General features: G+C 47.1%; 14 protein-coding genes and 6 pseudogenes. 6 read left to right on the top strand and 14 right to left on the bottom strand.

The features are described from left to right. Positions 1-50: 50 nt before the first annotated feature. The 7 genes from V5G20_RS09790 to V5G20_RS09760 form a co-directional block, all read right to left on the bottom strand. Complete coding sequence (locus V5G20_RS09790) at positions 51-959, bottom strand: class I SAM-dependent methyltransferase (protein ID WP_036628257.1); 909 nt, start codon at positions 957-959, stop codon at positions 51-53. Between the two features lie 110 nt (positions 960-1,069). Then, a complete protein-coding gene (locus V5G20_RS09785; RefSeq protein WP_036623451.1) occupies positions 1,070-1,972 on the bottom strand; it encodes an NAD(P)/FAD-dependent oxidoreductase in 903 nt (300 codons plus the stop codon). Positions 1,973-1,996: 24 nt separating this feature from the next. Further along, on the bottom strand, positions 1,997-2,311 hold the full coding sequence (gene trxA, locus V5G20_RS09780; RefSeq protein ID WP_036623452.1) for a thioredoxin: 315 nt from the start codon (positions 2,309-2,311) through the stop codon (positions 1,997-1,999). Positions 2,312-2,656: 345 nt separating this feature from the next. Next, positions 2,657-3,427, bottom strand: a complete 771-nt coding sequence (locus tag V5G20_RS09775) for a DJ-1/PfpI family protein (protein WP_338463368.1) — start codon at positions 3,425-3,427, stop codon at positions 2,657-2,659. Next, positions 3,424-4,068: a DUF2306 domain-containing protein gene (locus V5G20_RS09770; protein WP_338463367.1), complete on the bottom strand. Its 645-nt coding sequence runs from the start codon at positions 4,066-4,068 to the stop codon at positions 3,424-3,426. The genes V5G20_RS09775 and V5G20_RS09770 overlap by 4 nt, the downstream gene beginning before the upstream one ends. A 43-nt stretch (positions 4,069-4,111) precedes the next feature. Next, positions 4,112-5,134, bottom strand: coding sequence for a DJ-1/PfpI family protein (locus tag V5G20_RS09765; protein ID WP_122958834.1), 1,023 nt, complete (start codon positions 5,132-5,134; stop codon positions 4,112-4,114). Positions 5,135-5,202: 68 nt separating this feature from the next. Then, positions 5,203-5,418, bottom strand: coding sequence for a hypothetical protein (locus tag V5G20_RS09760; RefSeq protein ID WP_115311194.1), 216 nt, complete (start codon positions 5,416-5,418; stop codon positions 5,203-5,205). 211 nt (positions 5,419-5,629) lie between these two features. On the opposite strand from V5G20_RS09760, the pseudogene V5G20_RS09755 reads away from it, so the two are divergent. After that, positions 5,630-6,031, top strand: a pseudogene (locus V5G20_RS09755) (response regulator transcription factor); the annotation flags it as partial. 92 nt (positions 6,032-6,123) lie between these two features. Here V5G20_RS09755 and ltrA read toward each other — a convergent pair. Beyond that, positions 6,124-7,467, bottom strand: a complete 1,344-nt coding sequence (gene ltrA / locus V5G20_RS09750; protein ID WP_023555181.1) for a group II intron reverse transcriptase/maturase — start codon at positions 7,465-7,467, stop codon at positions 6,124-6,126. Between the two features lie 515 nt (positions 7,468-7,982). On the opposite strand from ltrA, the pseudogene V5G20_RS09745 reads away from it, so the two are divergent. Continuing rightward, a pseudogene (locus V5G20_RS09745) lies at positions 7,983-8,264 on the top strand (winged helix-turn-helix domain-containing protein); the annotation flags it as partial. A 430-nt stretch (positions 8,265-8,694) separates the two neighbouring features. On the opposite strand, the gene V5G20_RS09740 reads toward V5G20_RS09745, so the two are convergent. Together V5G20_RS09740 and V5G20_RS09735 are read right to left on the bottom strand one after the other, a co-directional pair. Further along, positions 8,695-9,624, bottom strand: a complete 930-nt coding sequence (locus V5G20_RS09740; RefSeq protein ID WP_283858068.1) for an IS3 family transposase — start codon at positions 9,622-9,624, stop codon at positions 8,695-8,697. Further along, the gene (locus V5G20_RS09735) at positions 9,615-9,947 is read right to left on the bottom strand and encodes a transposase (protein WP_025848869.1); all 333 of its coding nucleotides are present in this window, start codon (positions 9,945-9,947) and stop codon (positions 9,615-9,617) included. The genes V5G20_RS09740 and V5G20_RS09735 overlap by 10 nt, the downstream gene beginning before the upstream one ends. A gap of 72 nt (positions 9,948-10,019) precedes the next feature. On the opposite strand from V5G20_RS09735, the pseudogene V5G20_RS09730 reads away from it, so the two are divergent. The 4 genes and pseudogenes from V5G20_RS09730 to V5G20_RS09715 all read left to right on the top strand — a co-directional run. After that, positions 10,020-10,928: pseudogene (locus V5G20_RS09730) on the top strand (sensor histidine kinase); the annotation flags it as partial. Further along, a pseudogene (locus tag V5G20_RS09725) lies at positions 10,927-11,130 on the top strand (macro domain-containing protein); the annotation flags it as partial. The pseudogenes V5G20_RS09730 and V5G20_RS09725, both read left to right, overlap by 2 nt. A gap of 110 nt (positions 11,131-11,240) precedes the next feature. Then, positions 11,241-12,458: an IS256 family transposase gene (locus V5G20_RS09720; RefSeq protein WP_243014977.1), complete on the top strand. Its 1,218-nt coding sequence runs from the start codon at positions 11,241-11,243 to the stop codon at positions 12,456-12,458. A 183-nt stretch (positions 12,459-12,641) separates the two neighbouring features. Beyond that, on the top strand, positions 12,642-12,809 hold the full coding sequence (locus tag V5G20_RS09715; RefSeq protein ID WP_081787894.1) for a macro domain-containing protein: 168 nt from the start codon (positions 12,642-12,644) through the stop codon (positions 12,807-12,809). On the opposite strand, the pseudogene V5G20_RS09710 reads toward V5G20_RS09715, so the two are convergent. The 4 genes and pseudogenes from V5G20_RS09710 to V5G20_RS09695 form a co-directional block, all read right to left on the bottom strand. Further along, positions 12,791-13,171 (bottom strand): annotated as a pseudogene (locus tag V5G20_RS09710) (radical SAM protein); the annotation flags it as partial. The gene V5G20_RS09715 and the pseudogene V5G20_RS09710 sit on opposite strands and share 19 nt — an antisense overlap. Beyond that, positions 13,140-13,511 (bottom strand): ATP-binding protein, encoded by a 372-nt coding sequence (locus V5G20_RS09705; protein WP_024985588.1) that lies wholly within the window; start codon positions 13,509-13,511, stop codon positions 13,140-13,142. The pseudogene V5G20_RS09710 and the gene V5G20_RS09705, both read right to left, overlap by 32 nt. Then, positions 13,508-14,708, bottom strand: a pseudogene (istA, locus tag V5G20_RS09700) (IS21 family transposase). Before istA ends, V5G20_RS09705 begins: the two are co-directional and overlap by 4 nt. 270 nt (positions 14,709-14,978) lie before the next feature. Then, a complete protein-coding gene (locus V5G20_RS09695; RefSeq protein ID WP_338463366.1) occupies positions 14,979-19,820 on the bottom strand; it encodes a leucine-rich repeat protein in 4,842 nt (1,613 codons plus the stop codon). Positions 19,821-19,913: the final 93 nt, after the last annotated feature.

Below are 19,913 nucleotides of genomic sequence, written 5' to 3'. Positions count from 1 at the left end.
CAGTTTGTAGATATTACAGATATTTTTTGTCCATTATATAGTTAAAGAAATTACTTATGGGAAAATTCTTGGACACCGGTGTACATGCTCTGATCCTTCAACTGAATAAGCACCTTGCCAAAACGCCCACCCTGCTGGATGACAACCTTATCCGTCGGATAGGTCCGTTCCAAATAATTGGCTATGATTTTCCTGTTCTGGTCGTCCGCAGGCAAACCGAAGATTCTCAGCCATTCCATCACCTCCTGGAGCGCCGTGTCTCTAGGTACCTCTGTAGATTTCATTTCCCGGGTTACGAGCGACTGATAGGAATACCCTTTGAGATACAGTAAATGGAGCAAATAAGCCATTTCCAAATGTTCCGTTTTCATGGGCTGATCAGTGACCAAAGGCCAAATCTCTTTTACCAGACTGTGCTCCCTGGAGCCGACAGACAGGCTGATATAGCAATACTGTCGTGCGCAGCTCAGCACTTTCTCCACACTCTCCCAGTCGGCAATAACCGGGCACATGGAGACAAATACGAAATCAAAGGCTTTTTCCCACCCCTTTGCTTGAATATCAATGTCTTCAAAAGGCTCAGCCACAATCTCTACATTCCCGTTCTTTAATCCCGTTATATTACTTTTCAAGAGCTCAACTAATGGAAGACTAGGCTCCACAGAAGTAACACTAGCCCCTCTCTCCGCAAACGGCACTGTAAATCCGCCTGAGGCCGCTCCAATGTCTAATATGGAGGTATCTTTAAATGTCACACCCTGACTTTCCAGCCAATTCATTATCCGTTTTGTTCTTCGCCTGCCTTCTTCGCTAAACGCCTGCTCGTTAAATGACTTTGCCCTATGGTCAAAAGTATGTGCTGGATCAATTCCAACTTTTTTCATTTTGCTAATCGCTGTATCTGGATCCTTCTTCCAAGCTGCTTCCCAAACGGCATCATTAAAAAAATCGTTCGTCATCATCCTCTTCATCCCTTTCTGTTTGATGCAGTCATTACACTTATGACTTTTGAAAAAAGTCCTTCTCTCTAAGAAACTTTTCCCCAAGAGAAGGACATGTCCACTTAGAGCTAAACGAAATCCTCTTCGGTCAGCTCCATGTTGATGCCAATCGCCGCTTTGCTTCCGCCTGCTGCGGCATAAATCAACTGGGAAGGCATGACGTAAGCTGCATCCCCGGCGGCATACACACCTGGAACCGAGCTTTTGCCCCACTCATTTGTGGCGATACCGCCAAACTCATTTACCTCATAACCAAGCGAACCCTGAAAAGACGCCTTCGGTTTCCATTCCGGTGTAATGAATCCTCCCGTTCTCTCGATTCGCGTGCCATCTGCAAATTCCACCTGCCGCAATTTCCCCTCATGACCGATAAACATCGTTACTGCTTGTTCAACCACTTCGATGTTTCTGGATTTCAACAGTTGTTTTTGATCGTTGTCCAGAACCGCATGCCCATTTGTACAAACCACAAGATCTTTACTCCAGGTATAGAGCAGCTTGGCCATATGAAACACTCCAGAGTTCTCGGAAACAACAATTAGCGGCTGATCTCGAAGCTCCCAACCATCGCAGTAGGGACAACTGAACAAACTTGTTCCATAACAATCACGCAAACCTGGAATATCCGGGAAAATCTCCCTAAGTCCAGTGGTGATCAGTAATTTGCGTGCTTCAATCCGTTTTCCGGTTGACGCCACGGCGACGAACCTGTGATCAGTCCGGTGAATCTCGGTTACCTCCCAAGGTAAAAGTTCAACGGAGGGATACCCCAGAACCTCCTCATATGCAATACGCCTAAACTCGGCGGGTGTCACACCGTCTCTTGTTATAAATCCATGAGAGGCATGTGTAACCGCATTTCGGGGCTGGCTGTTATCAAATAACGCAACACTGCGTCTGGCCCGCCCAAGTACCAGAGCCGCATTGAGTCCTGCCGGGCCTCCGCCGATAATAGCACAATCATAAATCAAAAGAATCTCCCCTTTTTTGTTGATTTATTTGGAGCCAACAAGCTGCTGCAGTTCACCTTTCGACAATATGCCTATTTCTTTATATAGAGGCTGTCCATCTTTGAATATAATGGTTGTCGGGATGCTCATAATCTGAAATTGTGAAGAGGTTACCGGATTTTCGTCTACATTAACTTTAACGACTTTAATGGAATCATTTGCTTCCCTTTCAAACTCCTCTAATACAGGTGCAAACATTCTGCATGGACCGCACCAAGCGGCCCAAAAATTCACTACTGTTATACCTTCCGTTTGCACCATCTCATTAAAAGTAGAATCTTTCGCATGTTGAATAGCCATCGTGATCTTCCTTTCGATTAAATATACTATGGATATATAATATCTTTAATTTGTCATAAGATGGGTCTAGTAATCTTGTCCGGCGTTGTTGCCAGTAAATGGAACATCACCTCAAACGCATAATCAGTGGCTTGTGAGTTTTCATAGCACTCCTCCATTCGAATTAAAGACTTCATGTATCTATGATAACTTTGTTTTGGATAAGATGCAAGTCAGTCCCAAGAAAATTTAGCCAAACCCAGGCCAGTTGTATTCTTTTGGCCTGTGATCGAGCCAACAACAGCGGACAGGCCAGGGTGTTTTGCATCATCCTAGTCTGCCGCTGTTGCTCTTATCGGATCGGTATTAGTTTTCGTCAAAATGGATCGGCGCAATGCCTTCCGCTCGCCACACCGTGCCTCTTTTCTCGTACTCGAATAACTGTTCTACAGCATTTGCGATTTGAGGACCTAACTCACGATCAACCAAATACAAGGCCACATCAAGACCCGAAGTCACGCCTCCCCCGCTTACGAAGCGAGGACCATCTTCAACGACTCTTGCTTCAATCGGAATTGCACCGAGAGCTCCTAACGCTTCCATGCCTATTTGATTGGTAACCGCATGTCTATCTTTCAACAAACCTCCCATCGCAGGCAGCAGTGTACCACCGCATACTGTAGCTACAATAACTTCCTCATTGTTAAAAGCTTGTTTCAATTTCTCCGACAAGCCCGTCATCATGGCCTTCTTTAAAATATTCGGAATGGTATCTTCCGAATTTCCTGCTGGCTTGCCCGAAGCCCCGGGCACCAAAATGATTCCAGGACGCTTGGGGTCTAATGCAGCTTGCGCTTCGAGAGCCGGCCCGTTCAGACCGCTCGGGACAGAACGCTTGCCTTCCGCGGAAACCAATTCCACAGTAACTGCTCCGTTTGAGTACATTCCCGCAGCAGCAAATACTTCGTATGGTGCTAATGCGTCCAGCAGATCGAAACCATCGAACAAGACGATTTGAACATGCATCCTTTTGTCTTTGAATGGATCATTATTTTCTTTTGAATTCGCACTTGCTGCAGAGGTAACTAGACATAGAACTAGTACAAACGACATGAGTACTCCCATAATTTTTTTCATCCTACCACTGCCTTTCTGGATCGATTGATATTTCTGATAATGATGTTAGGAATGATCAACAGCAGCACAATAGAGCCGTAAACGCCAATTGTATAGCTGGTAGCGTAGTTGAGACCAAATCCCTGATAAAAAAGGGAGGTGATGAGATGAATTGTCATGTTCGTAAAACAAAAGGCGTAACTTCGGATCATCCAGTTCCGGTGCCGAATGATGCGTTTCTTTTTGATTTGTACAAGCGCCGTAATGGTGATAAACAGCCATATTAGATTAAGAGCGTTGAACACCATACTGCTTATTTTTCCTCCGGTAGCATAAGGAGCCATATATCCGGAAGTAAGCACGACAAGAAGGACGGATACTAAATAAACGTAGCCGTTTATACGGTGGAGCTTGCGGCTTTTTTCAAAGACGCGGTTGGAGAAGTTGAGCAACCCTGTCGCCATGGCGATGCAGGCAAACGCAACATGAACGTGCATAACGTTGATCCAGACTGGAAGATTTAGTTCGCACTTCAGGCCGATTTTATGGCTTAAAAACGCCTTGGCTCCAGGATCGATAATAAAATTGGCCACCAAAGCGTAAAGGATAAATAGAATACTGATGCAGGCCAAAAGTCCGTATGATATTTTCCACTCCTTCATGCGATCCATCCCCTCATTTTAATTGCCAATTCGCATTTATGGGTTAGGTAACACGCTTGCCTGTTAATTTGGATGCAGGCAGTATGCCGGCCCTGGCGAATCCAATCATGTCATCTCCACGCACGATAACTTCGAATTTTAGATTTAACCGCATAGGTTTCGTGACGCGCAGCGACCAGGTAAGCTTATTGTCCTGAAGTAAGGGGTTTATAAACTCGACCGTTTCATCCCCTTGTGTGGCCTGGCCTTGGATCAACCCATTCCTTATGGAAATGGAGAGCTTGACCTCCAGTTTCCCAACAGGCGTAGCAATTGTCGTATCCCAATCCCCGTCGAATTCAGATTCTCCGGGTAATTTGATTTCCGAGGTATCATAAATCATCCCCGTATTGTTCGTTTCTTCGTCGGTCTCTGCCTTGTGAGAGCTAGGCGCCCTTCCTTCTTCCCGCCAGACCGTTCCTCTCCGTTCATATTCGAACAGCTGCTCTACCGCGTGCGCGATACGCGGTCCAAGCTCGCGTTCCACCAGATACAGCGCTGCATCGAGTCCCGAAGTAACGCCGCCGCTAGTAACCAGATTGCCGCTATCCACTACGCGTGCCGGGACGGGAATGGCTCCGGTTGCTCCAAGTACATTCATGCCCAGATGATGCGTTACCGCCGGTCTGCCCTCCAAGAGCCCTCCCATGGCCAGTAACAGGGAACCGCCGCAAACCGTGGCAACGATGATGTCATTTTGCCCGAGTGCTTGCTCAATCATTTCAACCAATTCGGTATTCAGTGCCCGCGACAGAATGGCTGGGGGCGAATTCGGCCCATCTCCTTCGACGTCGCCCGACGCGCCAGGTACAAGAATGATGCCTGTTCGTTCCGGGTTCAGTCTGCCACTCGCTTCAATTTTTAACCCGTTGATGCCGCTGGTGACGGATCTCGGCCCTTCAGCGGTAACGAATTCTACGCTTAACGCGTGTTCAGCATACATTGCCGCGGCACAAAAAACTTCGTAAGGTGCAATGGCATCCAGAAGGTCAAAGCCATCAAAAAGCACGACTTGAACCGTTAACATCCATAAACCTCCTCATATTCAAAGTCAATAGATTGATCCTCGAACCTGCGGATCGTATCAGGGAAAAGTTATTTTGTCAGAAGATCCTTCAGCCTGTGATATTCCTTCTCGTCGATTTCACCACTCGCCATCCGACCTTTTAGAATCAATGCGATGTCACGGTCTTTTGGATTGGAATCTCTGTAGCGATGACGAATCAGATAAATTCGAATTGCGACAAAAGAAAAAAGCGTAAGACAAAATAGAGCACCGAATGGAAAAAATGAGAAACTTCCGTATTCCAAGTTTGTCAACCTCCTTCATCCGTTTTTGCGTAGAACGGGCCCTAACTCGCGATATTTGCTGTCCGACTCGGCAAGAAGTATCGTAACAAACGAGTATCTCAAATGAAGTTGTATAAAGGTCACAAAACAATAAACAAATCATCACAAATTAGGTGGTTCTGTTTGTTGCATGGGGTTAAATGATAAACTAGTTTTCAAAGGTGGGATATTCATGAGTGAAATCAGTACCATACTGGTTGTAGACGATGATCAAAGCATTGTTGAACTATTGAGCGACTTTTTAGAGTATGAAAATTATCGCGTTATAACCGCTTGCGATTCTGTTCAAGCTTGGACATTGTTTGAGCAGAATTCCATTCATTGTATTGTTCTTGACATCATGATGCCGGGTCAAAACGGGTTTGAGTTATGTCGCCGGATTCGGGAGAAGAGTAACGTTCCGATCCTTTTCTTGAGCGCACGCAGCGACGATGTGGACAAGATTCGCGGCCTGACGCTCGGCGGCGATGATTATATTGTCAAAACCGCTTCACCCGGTGAAATTGTAGCCAGGATAAAAGCTGTACTACGACGTTCTGTTTCCCAACTGCAAATGAGTGAGAGAATCTTGGATTTGTAGAGTAGAGAACTGACGTTTTCTGGCGACCGTTTGGTCGCCTTACTCCTTTCAGTTCCCCCTCATCAAACCGTACGTGAGGTTCTCCCTCATACGGCTTTCCGATGTTCTTCTTTCCTTGGCATTCGGTTATCGCGTACGGCAAGCTTCACAAGAATTCCTCTTGTAGCTTTTGCTATCTCTCTCATCCGCGCATGTCTCGCTTGTTTATTCCTTTTCTTGTTGTTAAAGAGCACAAGTCTTGTCAGAACATACCAGTCGATGCGACATAACCACTTAGCTCCTATGGGTGAAAGTGAGTAATAATTCTTGAAACCTTGAAGTTTTCGATTCAGCCCTTGTATCAGCTCGTCTAGTGACCAGTACAACTTGTTGCGCGGTTTGGTATACTCTTTGATTTTCCTTCTCATTTCCTTCATAGCCTTCTTGCTCGGAATGTGTGACATGACGTACATTTTCTTTCCACCCTTGAGAAGAATGGGAAATTTTCGATGGTGTAAACCAAGGAAGTCAAAGCCCGTGGTATTGTCCCAGATATTAACCAGTCGAGACTTTTCTTTACTAAGTGTAAGGTCCAGTTTGTTTAGTACCGCTTTTATGACTTGTATACTTTCCAAAGCGTCTTGTTTCGATCTACACATGATTACAAAATCATCCGCATATCGGATCAGCTTCCCAAGATGAGTGAATTGCTTCTCCCAAATCGTGTCCATGTAGTCCAAATAAATATTTGCCAACAGTGGAGAGATTACCCCTCCTTGCGGAGTGCCCCATTCGGTTTCATGAAACTGTACATCTTCCATGACGCCCGCACGGAGCCAGTTCCGAATCAGCTTTAGTATCCTGCGATCAGAAATCCTTTTCTCTACTAGCTTCATGAGCTTTTCCTGATTAATGTTGTCAAAGTATCCTTTGATGTCTACATCGACTACCCAGGAGGCCGTCCTGCTGGTTTTCTTGATTTGTGTAATCGCCTGGTGGGCATTTCGTTTGGGACGAAATCCGTATGAGCAATCTTTGAAATCGGCTTCAAAGATAGGCTCAATAACCATCTTGGTTGCCATCTGAACAACACGATCTCGGATGGTCGGGATACCAAGCGGTCTTTGTTTCCCATCCGCTTTCGGGATGTACGTGCGCCGCACAGGAGATGGATGATATTGCTTACCCTTCAGGTCGAGATAAATTTCGTTGAGAAATTTACTTTCCCCATACTCCTGAACGATTCTTTCAATTGTCTGTCCATCTATCCCGCCGCTACCTTTATTGGCTCGAACTCTACGCCACGCTTCCGCAAGAATATCTGGCCGGTACACTTTGTCATACAGAGCATGAAATCGCCGTTTTGGATTTTCCTTGGCACAAAGATATAGGGTTGTCCAAAGTTGTCGAGCTTTTACATTGGTGTAGTTAGCAAGTTTACTTGCATTCACTCACTCTTACCTCCTTTCAACCCAAGAACAAAGCAGGGTTCCTTCCCTCCACAAGGTTGTGTTGTCCTTATGTTCAACGGTACTATAAACCCCTCCGACTCCCTCTCTGCCGTCCACCCTTTCGCATGTGCTTATAGGCTTTCGCTTTACACCCCAACGGGGTGTGCAGAGTAGGGTCTCCCCAGTTCCGTTAACTACTTTCTCAGCGTACCGCTCCCCATACTCCGGGAGGTTCCTTGATGCTGTCTCCAAGTTCTACACATCGTCCATGGACTTCGCCTGCGGCCACCGGGCTCGTCTCCTCCTTGTCCATCCACTGATGGTCCCTTTAACGAAGCGGCAGGATTCACTTTATGTTACGGTCCGCTGATTTGCTCGCTCCCTTACGGGATACTTTGTCACAGGGCTTCAACCTTAGGATCTCTCCACCAGTTGCCTGTCAGCTACGAGGCGACTTGGCTCTTACCTCGGTTGGACTTTCACCAACTAGCAATTAACGGCTTGCTGGGCGCGCTGGCCGCCTCAAGCTAAATCTATCCACAAGAGAAGTATTCGTGGATGGGAAGAGTGTAGTGCTCACCCCGAGGGAATATGAATTATTGCGATTATTTGCCGAACACCCCAGGCATGTTTTTGCATATGAACAGATACTTTCGAAATTTTGGAACGGGGTAGGCGACAGGCATACGATTCGGGTGCACATCGGCCGACTTCGCGAGAAAATTGAATCCGATCCGAACCATCCTCAATACCTAGTCAACGTATGGGGAATAGGGTATCGCTTCGAGGGAGGTTAAGATGAGAACACTTCGTATTCGTTCGTTTACTATACTGCTTTTCTTTTTCTTAATGTTAGTGCCGTGGATCTTTTATGTGACAACACACTTCATAGAGACAAAAACGCTCAGCTTCGCAAAAAACGGAGCTCAAGCCGAGATTCTGCAAGGACAATGGATCGAGAAGATCGTACAGCTGATCGAAACCAATTCGGACAAATGGAGGGATCCGAATTGGCAAAACCAATTGCATCATGAGCGGTTTAACCCCTTAAAATTTGAGTCTTTCTCCCTTATTCTCGCATTTTCATATGCTTCTTCCCTCCTTCAACCACCTAGGAGTCTAGGAAGGAAAACGCCTAGCGTCAAGGAGATCACTTGACCCCAGACGTTTTCCTTCCTGCTTGTCAGCTAGGTTGAAGTAGGGATCATTCTGCAATCCTTTGCCATACTACACTTTCACAACAAATGGTGTAATGAGTTGCAAGGCAAAGGCTTTACCAAATTCTACAGGTGATAAATCGTACAAGCTTCCATGAATCCGTCGCTGATTATAAAAGAGCAGATAGTTTGTCACGATTTCATAGGCTTCTTGATAGCTCTGAAATTCATTCCGCTGCAAACATTCTTTCTCCAAAACACTGTGAAATGACTCAATGTGAGCGTTTTTATTGGGTGTCTTTGGAGGAATTCGCTCATGCACCGTTTGGAAATGCTGACAGGCTTCTTCAAAGGCATGGCTAATAAACTGTGGACCGTTATCCGTACGGATAACAGGGCGATCATCACAATTGAATTGCTGCCGTTTCCACAAAGCACGTTGGAGAATCTGAGCAGCATGTTTTCCTTCGCAGGTCAGTCCGAAATGGTAGTCCACGATCGCTCGATCATAGACATCAATGAGACTCATCAGGAAAAAGAAACGCTGTTCTCCTACGATAAATCCGTATTTTACGTCTATCTCCCACAATTGATTCGGAGCGGTAATCTCTCGGTTGTTTGCCAACTTTCGAGGATGTTTCCTTTTCTTTTGTCGTTGTGGTTGCAGGAGTTCTTCTTCTTTCAGCAAGCGGTAAACCTTTTTCTTGTTGATGACCAGTTGGTGGTCTCGCCGTAGGCAGACGGTAAGCTTTCGATATCCATAAGCAGATTCTTCATCGGCAATCAACTCGGATAGCCATTCTTTGATTTGTTCGTCACTGACAGGTTGTCCGTCTTTTGACAACGAATAACCGGGTATAGGTCTTCCTCCGTGATAAACGCGAGGTTTTTGGGAGGCTTTGTTTTTTCGGTAATAGTAGGTTGCTTCCAGGATGCCGACAATACGTAGCACTAGTTTGGCTGTGTACCCCAGCTGTATCCACTTGTCGGCTATTTCCATTTTGTCCGATAAGCTGGGTTCACCTTTTTTACAAGATCACGAAGGATCGCGATTTCCAAGTCCTTTTCTCCCAGTAATTTCTTCAGTTTATCATTCTCCGTTTCCAGTTCCCGAAACTCTCCTGGACTTGGTGTATAGCTTGTTACAGCTTTAGCTTCGGAAGACGTATTCTGCCAATCTGCGTGTTTGGAGTCACGTATCCATCGATACAGCATTTTAGGGTCTATCCCATGCCGTCTGGCTACTTGGCTAGCGTTTCCTACTTCGTGGGCTTCCTGGATCAATTGTTGTTTGAACTCGATTGAATAGCGTCTCCGTTGCATAAAAATATCCCCCTGTTCTTCTGATATCAGCTTAACAAGATAAGGGGGTATGACTCAAATCCAATTTTGGGGCTTAAAAGTGAGTTGCAACAAGCGAAAATGGAAGCGGCTATTCTATCTGCATCAGATCAAGAAATTTACCGTTCTAATCCGCAGAGCCATGGCATATTGCCTTCTACCGAACGGTTCTCCATTATAGAGGACGGTCATTTACTTGGAAAGGTCATTATTTATCTTCCGAAGTCAAATGGGGTTCGGATCATTTCGATATTTGCCGGGCTATTGTTAGCTTTTTTTATTGTCGGTGTTGAAATGCGAAGGTTTCTTCTTAAGCCTCTCGAAAAGATGAGTTTTGCAGCTAGAAAAATCGCTGCAGGAGATTGGGGCGTGGAGTTGCCTAGATCCAGGATCACCGAAATCTCTGAAGTACGCGATGCATTCGAAGTGATGGTGAATGGAATACAAAAAGCTTTTCAAAAACAAGCGGAATTGGAAGAAGCACGCCGATTCGTGATCGCAGCAGTTGCGCATGATTTGCGGACTCCACTCTTCGTATTAAGAGGATATTTGGATGGTCTGGAGCAGGGCATTGCCCAATCTCCGGATAAAATAACCAAGTATTTGGCGGTTTGTAAGGAAAAATCGGCGCAATTGGACCGGTTGGTAGAGGACCTTTTCACATTTACAAAGATGGAGCATGTGGAGATGAATCTTAACAAGCAAACGATTGATTTTAAACTCATCATCCTGAAATCGATTGACAGTTTAAGTCCGCTAGCTCGCCAAAAGAACCTCTCGATCTCGACCCATACTGTAGATGACTGCTTCATTAGCGGTGATATGCATTTATTGGAACGAGCGATGAACAATTTGTTGGATAATGCCGTCAGACACACACCCTCGTTTGGTGAAATTGTTGTTCAATGTTATAAAGAAGGTAACAAAATAAAGTTTATGATCCGTGATACAGGCCCGGGCTTCCGCCAATAAGTATTTACTGGGATGCTTTCAGCCCTATCACGCTTGTATCGATAATGCTATTCATTCCGCAGCAGGACCACAACTACGCGAAGATTGCAGCACGATCATGCGAATACAAGGCGAGACAGAGGCAACAGGTGGGGCTAAGATCACAAGGGGCTATAACTTACCGTCAGATTATGTGCTTCATACGGTAGGTCCCATTGTACCTAAAGAAACTAAATTAACAGATAAACACCGTGTCGAGCTGGCTGGAGAGCGTAAAAAGTTTTGTGTAAATAGTTAAACTTCCCATTAAGGAGATGATCATTTATGCAAGACAAAAGAGATCTTACGATTAAAGAATTGGCTAAGGATTGCCGCACGATTGAGGATGTCCACATGATGCTGAAGGACCTGTTTCGTGACACGATCCAGCAGTTGTTTGAAGCTGAAATGGATGAGCATTTGGGCTACAACAAGCATAGCTCTGAAGGTGATCATACTGGAAACAGTCGAAACGGCTACAGCAAAAAGACGGTAAAAACCAAATTTGGCAATACTGAACTCCGTGTGCCTCGCGATCGCAACGGCGAATTTGAACCTCATATTGTAAAAAAACACGAGACTACCGTGAATGGCTTAGAGGACCAAATCATTGCTCTCTATGCGAAAGGGATGTCTACGCGAGACATTGAGGAGCACATGAAGGATCTATATGGAATTGAAGTATCAGCAGCGATGGTCAGTAAAGTAACGGATAAGATCATGCCAATGGTAGCGGAATGGCAATGTAGACCACTTGACCGCGTTTACCCCATTGTATTTCTTGATGCCATTCACTTTAAAGTTCGCCAAGATAATCGGATCATCAATAAAGCAGCATACAGCGTTCTAGGAATTACTATGTCTGGACATAAGGATATTTTGGGTATCTGGATTGGCGAGCACGAGAGTGCTAGCTTTTGGCTAAATGTGTGTACGGAGTTGAAAAGTCGTGGAGTCGAAGATATCCTGATTGCGTGTAAGGACGGGCTTTCCGGGTTTTCAGAGGCCATTAACGCCGCGTTTCCGAGAACGCAGATTCAGCTATGCGTCATCCATCAGATACGGAATTCCATGAAATATGTACCGTTCAAGGAAGAGAAACTAGTCTTGGCGGACCTAAAGAAAGTCTATCAAGCTCTTACGTTAGAAGAAGCCGAAGTTGCCTTCTCTGCCTTTAAAGAGAGGTGGGAGAAGAAGTATCCGATTATTATCCGTTCCTGGGAAAATAACTGGATTGAGTTGACCGCTTATTTTACCTATCCTCCAGAGATTCGCAAGATGATCTACACCACGAGTGTGATTGAGGGATATCACCGTCAACTCCGCAAGGTAACAAAAACGAAAACCGCCTATCCGTCTGATGATGCTCTGCGTAAAATCATCTATCTTGCGACGATTGAGGCTTCGAGGAAGTGGACTATGCCAGTCAGGAGTTGGAAAGAATGTATATCGCAGCTTGCCATCCATTTTGGGGATCGGTTGCAAGCGGAACTGTCCGCCTAATCCAACTGTTGAGCCGGCTTGACATGGAGCCTCTGCGGGCATGATTTCTTGCGATTGGGCGATGCCAGTATACCATGCATCGCATGGCGAACCAGCCTATCATGCCCGCCCCTCCATGTAAAGCCTATGATGTAACTCTTCATTTCTTAAAAACCCATTTACACAAAATAATTTACATTCCCGCTGGCTGCTTGTTATCGCGCTTGTTTGGAACTAGCGGCTAAGATCCCGGATATAAAGAGTATTACATTTTGTGCGATCTCAACAGGGGTTTTTGGATTCCCCAAGCCTGAAGCTGCAAAAGTAGCTGTTCAAACGGTGAATGATTGGCGGCTTCTTGTCTGGATTTGAAGTAGGTCAGGCGGCATTTCAATCATTGCTTCGAGTATCCTTCTTGTAAGAGCTACCTTTCGATCGAGCGGCTGGTAAGGATCCGTTGCAGAGGACATAAAGATATTAATAGATTTGTTTCTGCGACGTAGTCTGACCACCTCAGCCAGATAGTTTTCTGCTGCGTTCGTTTTAATATCCACCCATTCTCCCCATGGAATATCCTTAAACCGTTGAATCGGCATTTCCCTTACGTAGCAATACGTGCAAAAAAAGGCACAGCCACTGTACGGATTCAACGAATGGGTAAATCCGACATCCAGATAACCTTTCACTTCGCTAAGAATGTTCTTAGACAGGATATCTTTGATCTCTATATTCATTTAACTGGGTACCTTTCCGGAAGATCAGGACTTGAACACGCGCAAATATTCCGAACGTAAGAGCCGCCAGTTCACGAATCAGTCGCTCATCAATCCCCGGCTGAAAGGAGAAGTCGAATTCGTTCAGCGTGCGCCGAAAAGGAAGGTGGGACAGCTTCATGCGAACCTCTACGTTTCGGCGCTGGCGCTCTTGTATCTCAGCGTCCAGCAATTCAATGAGAAAAGAGAGATACGTACTTTGGCTACGACTGGCGGCTTCCAGCTTGGCATCGAGCGATTGGGCCGCTTGGCCCAATCCGAGCTCCTCCAAACGGTGACGGGCTTGTTCCAGCTCGATCATACGCCCACCTCTACAAGATGCTCATACACGTCCAACGGACGCACTTCCACGTCTTGAACAGGAATCTGAACGCCTTGCGGCTTTGGATAAGCATATCCCTGAGCCGTACTCAGATTCGCGTATTGGCCCTCACACATGACGAGCATTCGGGATCGGTACTGCTTCTCGTGCCGAGCGATGAGCTGCTTCTCACAGTAAATTTCGATGAATCCGTTTATGTCTCGCACCCTTACTTCACGTCCGCTATACAGCCATGGAACGCCATAACGAACGCCGTCGTAGCTTACAAATCCGTCACGGCTTACCTTCCGCGGTTCAAATCGGTACTTTGCCCAGCGTTCCGGAGACGGAAGCATACCGAGCTTCTCTTGTGCCAAGCGATCGATCAGTCTTTCTCCAGTTGTACCGTGGATCCGACGGTTTTGCTCATCACACCACTGTCTGGCTTGGCGATTTAGGTCACCAAGATCGGTGAATGATCGCCCTGGCATGAAGCTTTGCTCAATGAACTGAACACTTCGTTCGACCTTTCCTTTCGTTTGGGGACGACGAACGCGACAGACCTTGGGAATCAAGCCGATTGCAGCAGCAAAATCTTCAAACAACGGATGCCATCTCGGCTTACGATCATCGCCCATGCCTAGAATCACGGTCTTCATTTGGTCGGTCAGCATGGTCTTCGGGACACCACCGAAGTATTCCAATCCGTTCATCAGGCAGCGTAAGAAACTGTGGATATCACAACGCTTTGTAAATTCGATGTACATGGCTCGAGAGTAACCTAACACCATCGCAAAAACGGGGATTTTACGCACTTCACCGTTTAAATCGATGTACTCGCAAATCTTCCAATCCACTTGGGCTTGGTACCCGGCTTCTGTCTCATAGCGTTGCACCGCAGGTGCATGCTTTGGAGGCCGACGGGGCTTCACATAGTCCTTGATGATCGTAATACAAGAGACGCAGCAGAACTTCACAATTAAAAATCCCCTTTTCCAGGCATTGATCCAGCAAGGATTTGAACGGATCGAGCTTGGAAACTCTCTTCTTTCGTGAACGAGGTTCCGGAATTCCGTCTGCACGGAGGTATTTTCGAATGGTATTACGAGAATAGCCCGTTTCTCTTGTGCTTTCGCGGATACTCTTGCCGCTCGCTTGAAGTTCGTGTAATCTGATCACAGTCCCACTCCTTAGCATATATCTCCCCTCTGAAGCTACTTTGGTCGGTAATTTCAGAGAGGTATTCTACAGGGGTGGGTCATTTTCATTCCGGCGAACCTGGGTCAATTATATCCCGGCGGTGACATTTGGGAACATTTTTGTGGTTTGAAAACCGTTCAGCAAACCCTACGGTATATCTTATATTATTATAACATATTAACGCAGTGAATAGATAAAGATTCTTGACAAAATAAAAACTGCCGACAGGTACTTTGTCGACAGTCTGAACCACCCGTTGGACGGGGGTTATGATTTGTTGACTTCCAACATCCGAAGCAGAATCACCGTCGCTTCTGCGCGGGTTGCGATTTCGTTTGCTACAAAACGGTTTCCTCCCCGCCCATCGACAATGCCAAGTTTGCAGATCGCTTCGACTGCACCTTTCGCCCATTGTGGAATCACTTCATCATCGGCAAAGCCGGTTGACATGCCGGGATTCGTCTGCAATGTAAGGGACCGGGCGATCATTGCCGCCATCTCTGCACGCGTGATGCGGTTGTTTGGCCGGAAACTGCCATCATCGTATCCATCGATAATTCTCGCCTCTACCGCCTGTGCAACGGCTTGTTTTGCCCATTCGCCGATTTGTTCGTTGTCGGCAAACGTAAGTGCTGTACCTTCACTTTTCAGTTTCAAAGCGCCTGCCAGCATCACGGTAAACTCGGCGCGAGTGACCGGATTGTTCGGTTTAAATGTGCCGTCTGGATAACCGCTAACGAAGCCTTTCTCTACAGCACGCAGGATGTAGTTCTTTGCCCAATGTCCGGCGATATCGGAAAATTCAATGGCCGGTTCGGACGGTTGTGGCGTTTCGCGGTAAATGGTCAACGTATAGTTTTTCTCCGCATCATTTTCTGCTCGTACCGTTAATACGAACGTATTTTTGCCTTCCTCCAGATCGACTTTCGCCCTGTCGGCCATGACTTTATTCTGTAGAATGACTTTGGCTGCGGAGTGCGCTTCTTTTACTACAAGCTCCACTTGTTCGGATGTTGTACGTGCCGTATATGCCGTTGTTCCAGAAGCAAATGAAGGGCTTAGATTCAATGGTTTGCCTCCCGCCCATACTTGCAGATCCGCAAGATCCGCATTGTTGGACAACCCGCGACCTCCTCCGCCACCACCGGAACCGCGGTTACCTCCTGATGCTCTTGGGGTCGCTGTCGCTACATTGGAGAAATCACTGGTTCCTTCTGCAGAGACAGCCTTCACTGCGAATACATACGTTTTTCCGTTCGTTAATCCGGTGACGATGTAGGAGTTCATTGCAATATTCGATTGAACGAGCCTCCAGTTCGCCGGATCGACCGGAGCTGATGCGCCTTCTGCTTGGTAAACCGCGTAAGTCACGCTGCCTGTTTCCGTGACCGCATCCCACTCCAATGTAACGGAACGATTAGCTGCCGAAGCTGTCAGATTCGCAGGTGCAGGTATCGTTTCAATCGTATACTGTTCCTCCATTAGTTCGCTGTCGAGCATGCCGGACTTTATCGCAATTGCCTTGATCGTCATCTCCGAAGCAACTTCGATTGGTGCGGTATATTCCATACTGCTGCGGCTCGGCGTGCTGCCGTCCGTCGTGTAGTAAATTGTTGCTCCCTCGGTCGCCGTGCTCAATGTCACCCTTGTACCAGACGGAACCGCACCGCCTGAGGGATCTGCAACCGGTTTGGCGACTTGCTCGGGAGACAAGATCGTATAATGCTCCTCCATCACTTCGCTGTCGAGCATACCGTCCTTCGCGGCAATCGCCTTGATCGTCATCTCCGAAGCAACTTCGATTGGTGCGGTATATTCCATACTGCTGCGGCTCGGCGTGCTGCCGTCCGTCGTGTAGTAAATTGTTGCTCCCTCGGTCGCCGTGCTCAATGTCACCCTTGTACCAGACGGAACCGCACCGCCTGAGGGATCTGCAACCGGTTTGGCGACTTGCTCGGGAGACAAGATCGTATAATGCTCCTCCATCACTTCGCTGTCGAGCATACCGTCCTTCGCGGCAATCGCCTTGATCGTCATCTCTGTTGTCACTTCGATGGGCGCAGTATATTCGGCACTGCTGCTCGTCGGTTCGCTGCCATCTGTCGTGTAGTAAATCGTCGCTCCTTCAGTTGGCGTACTCAATGTCACCTTGGTGCCGGAAGGAACCACACCACCGGAAGGATCTGCCACCGGCCTGGCGACCTGTTCCGGCACTTCAAGTAGAAATGCTCCGGAATGGACTGTAAATAATTCCTTGCCATCTTCATCTTCGGCATAAATGTGCACATACCAGGTACTATCTGTCGTTTGCGCATCATCCAGGGAGTGATTAAGGGTATCTCCGCTTTCAAACGCCGTCCAGCCGTCGCCTTCCGGTTCGGTTGGCAAAGCCGGAGTCTCTTCAGTTGTTGTCCACTGATATTGCAAGCTGAACGTTTTGCTCCAGAGCGCCTTGACAGTCGTCGCCGCTTCCTTTTGCACCTGTCCGCCGCTGCTCCATGGATCGAAATTCAGAAATAGAATGTCATTATTTTGGGCATAGTCTTGTGCCTGAGATTCAAATTCCCCGATGATCACTTTAAGGGGATTGTTCCTAAATAGACTTGGGCCGAGCAATGTGACCTTATCAGAAATTTTTATACTGGTAAGCCGGTTGTTCGCAAACGCCGACGCCCCAATACTTTCGACACTGTCCCCGATCTGTACGCTGGTGAGTTGGTTTTCTTCAAATGCCGAATTCTCGATAGTCGTCACTTTGTCCGGAATCGACACCTTTTGGAGTTGGTTTTTATAAAATGATTGGGAACCAACGATTAACAAGCTGTCAGGGAACGTTACGCTGGTGAGTTGGTTGTTCGCAAACGCCTGAGCCCCGATACGCTCTACGCTGTTTCCGATCTGTACGCTTTTTAGCCTATTGTTTCGAAATGCTCCGTCCCCGATGTTTGTCACACTGTCCGGGATAATCACGTCCTCAAGTAGATTGCTATCGAATGAACTTCGTCCGATCACCTTCACTTCTTTCCCTATTACTACAGACTTAAGGTAATTCCCGTAAAAAGACCAATCTCCAAGGCTCGTTACACTATCCGGGATAATCACATTGTTGAGACTCTTCAAATAAAAAGCTCTCTCCCCTATTTCTCTTACTGGCCTGCCATCCAAAGTATCGGGGATACTCAGTTCCGTATTTGTCCCGGTATAACCGGTAATGATCACATATTCACTGCCCTCAGGATCCGTCTTGATTTCGTATTCATAATCTCCTGTTGCTCTTGGGGTCGCTGTCGCTGCATTGGAGAAATCACTGGTTCCTTCTGCAGAGACAGCCTTTACTGCGAATGCGTATGATGTTCCATTCGTCAATCCCGTGACGTTGCAGGAGTTCGTGGTAACATCCGATTGAATGAGTTTCCAGTTCGCCGGATCGTCAGGAGCTGATGTACCTTCCGCCTGGTAGACCGCGTAAGTCACGCTACCTGTTTCCGTGACCACATCCCACTCTAATGTAACGGAACGGTCACCCGCCGAAGCCCTCAAATTCGTCGGTGCAGGTATCATTGCAATCGTATAACGCTCCTCCATCACTTCACTGTCCAGCATGCCATCCTTCACGGCTATTGCTTTGATTGTCATCTCTGTTGTCACTTCGATGGGCGCGGTATATTCGGCACTGCTGCTTGTCGGTTCGCTGCCATCTGTCGTGTAGTAAATCGTCGCCCCCTCGGTCGCTGTGCTCAACGTCACTTTGGTGCCGGACGGAACTGCGCCGCCGGCCGGGTCTGCCACCGGCTTGGCGACCTGTTCCGGCACTTCAAGTAGAAATGCTCCGGAATGGACTGTAAATAATTCCTTGCCATCTTCATCTTCGGCATAAATGTGCACATACCAGGTACTATCTGTCGTTTGCGCATCATCCAGGGAGTGATTAAGGGTATCTCCGCTTTCAAACGCCGTCCAGCCGTCGCCTTCCGGTTCGGTTGGCAAAGCCGGAGTCTCTTCAGTTGTTGTCCACTGATATTGCAAGCTGAACGTTTTGCTCCAGAGCGCCTTGACAGTCGTCGCCGCTTCCTTTTGCTCCTGTCCGCCGCTGCTCCATGGATCGAAATTCAGAAATAGAATGCCATTATTTTGGGCATAGTCTTGTGCCTGAGATTCAATTTCCCCGATGATCACTTTAAGGGGATTGATCGCAAATGCGTAAGTCCCGATGTTCGTCACACCGTTCCCGATTTGTACACTTTGGAGTCGGTTGTTCCGAAATGCCCACCCCCCAATACTCGTCACACTGTCCGGGATCGTCACACTCTCGAGTTGGTTGTTTTCAAATGCCCCATTCCCGATGATCGTCATACCGTTCCCGATTTGTACACTTTGGAGTCGGTTGTTTCGAAATGCCCACCCCCCAATACTCGTCACACTGTCCGGGATCGTCACACTCTCGAGTTGATTGGATGCAAATGCGGAAGTCTCGATGTTCGTCACACCGTTCCCGATTTGTACACTTTGGAGTCGGTTGTTTCGAAATGCCCCCTCCCCAAGGCTGGTCACACTGTCCGGGATCGTCACACTCTCGAGTTGGTTGTCATCAAATGCCCCATCCCCGATGTTCGTCACACTGTCCGGGATCGTCACACTCTCGAGTTGATTGGATTTAAATGCGTAATGTCCGACGTTCGTCACACTGTCCGGAATCGTCACACTCTCGAGTTGATTGGATGCAAATGCGGAAGTCTCGATGTTCGTCACACCGTTCCCGATTTGTACACTTTTGAGTCGGTTGTTTTGAAATGCCCACCTCCCAATACTCGTCACACTGTCCGGAATCGTCACACTCTCGAGTTGATTGGATGCAAATGCGGATTCCCCGACGGTCGTCACACTGTCCGGAATCGTCACACTTGTCAGATCTTTATTACGAAAAGCTGTATTTCCTATTCGTATAACGCCCTTACCGCCTAACGTATCCGGAATCGTTATATCTTTCGCCGTGCCCACATATTTCGTAATCTCTACACCACCGGCAATCTCCTGATATTCATAATCACTTTCACTTGCTGTTGCCTCTTTAGTGTCTGTACCCAACCATGCGAAAAGTATAGTCAGCATGAGTAAACCAATCCTGGTCACGTTGTAACGCTTCGGTATGTTCATTTGCCTTATCTTTAAAACATTCATCTCCTCATCATCCTCCTGCCCTCA

The organism is Brevibacillus borstelensis (assembly GCF_036700025.1).
Taxonomy (GTDB): domain Bacteria; phylum Bacillota; class Bacilli; order Brevibacillales; family Brevibacillaceae; genus Brevibacillus; species Brevibacillus borstelensis.
Note: the sequence above shows the minus strand (reverse complement) of the source record. Positions and strands in the feature narration are given on the sequence as shown.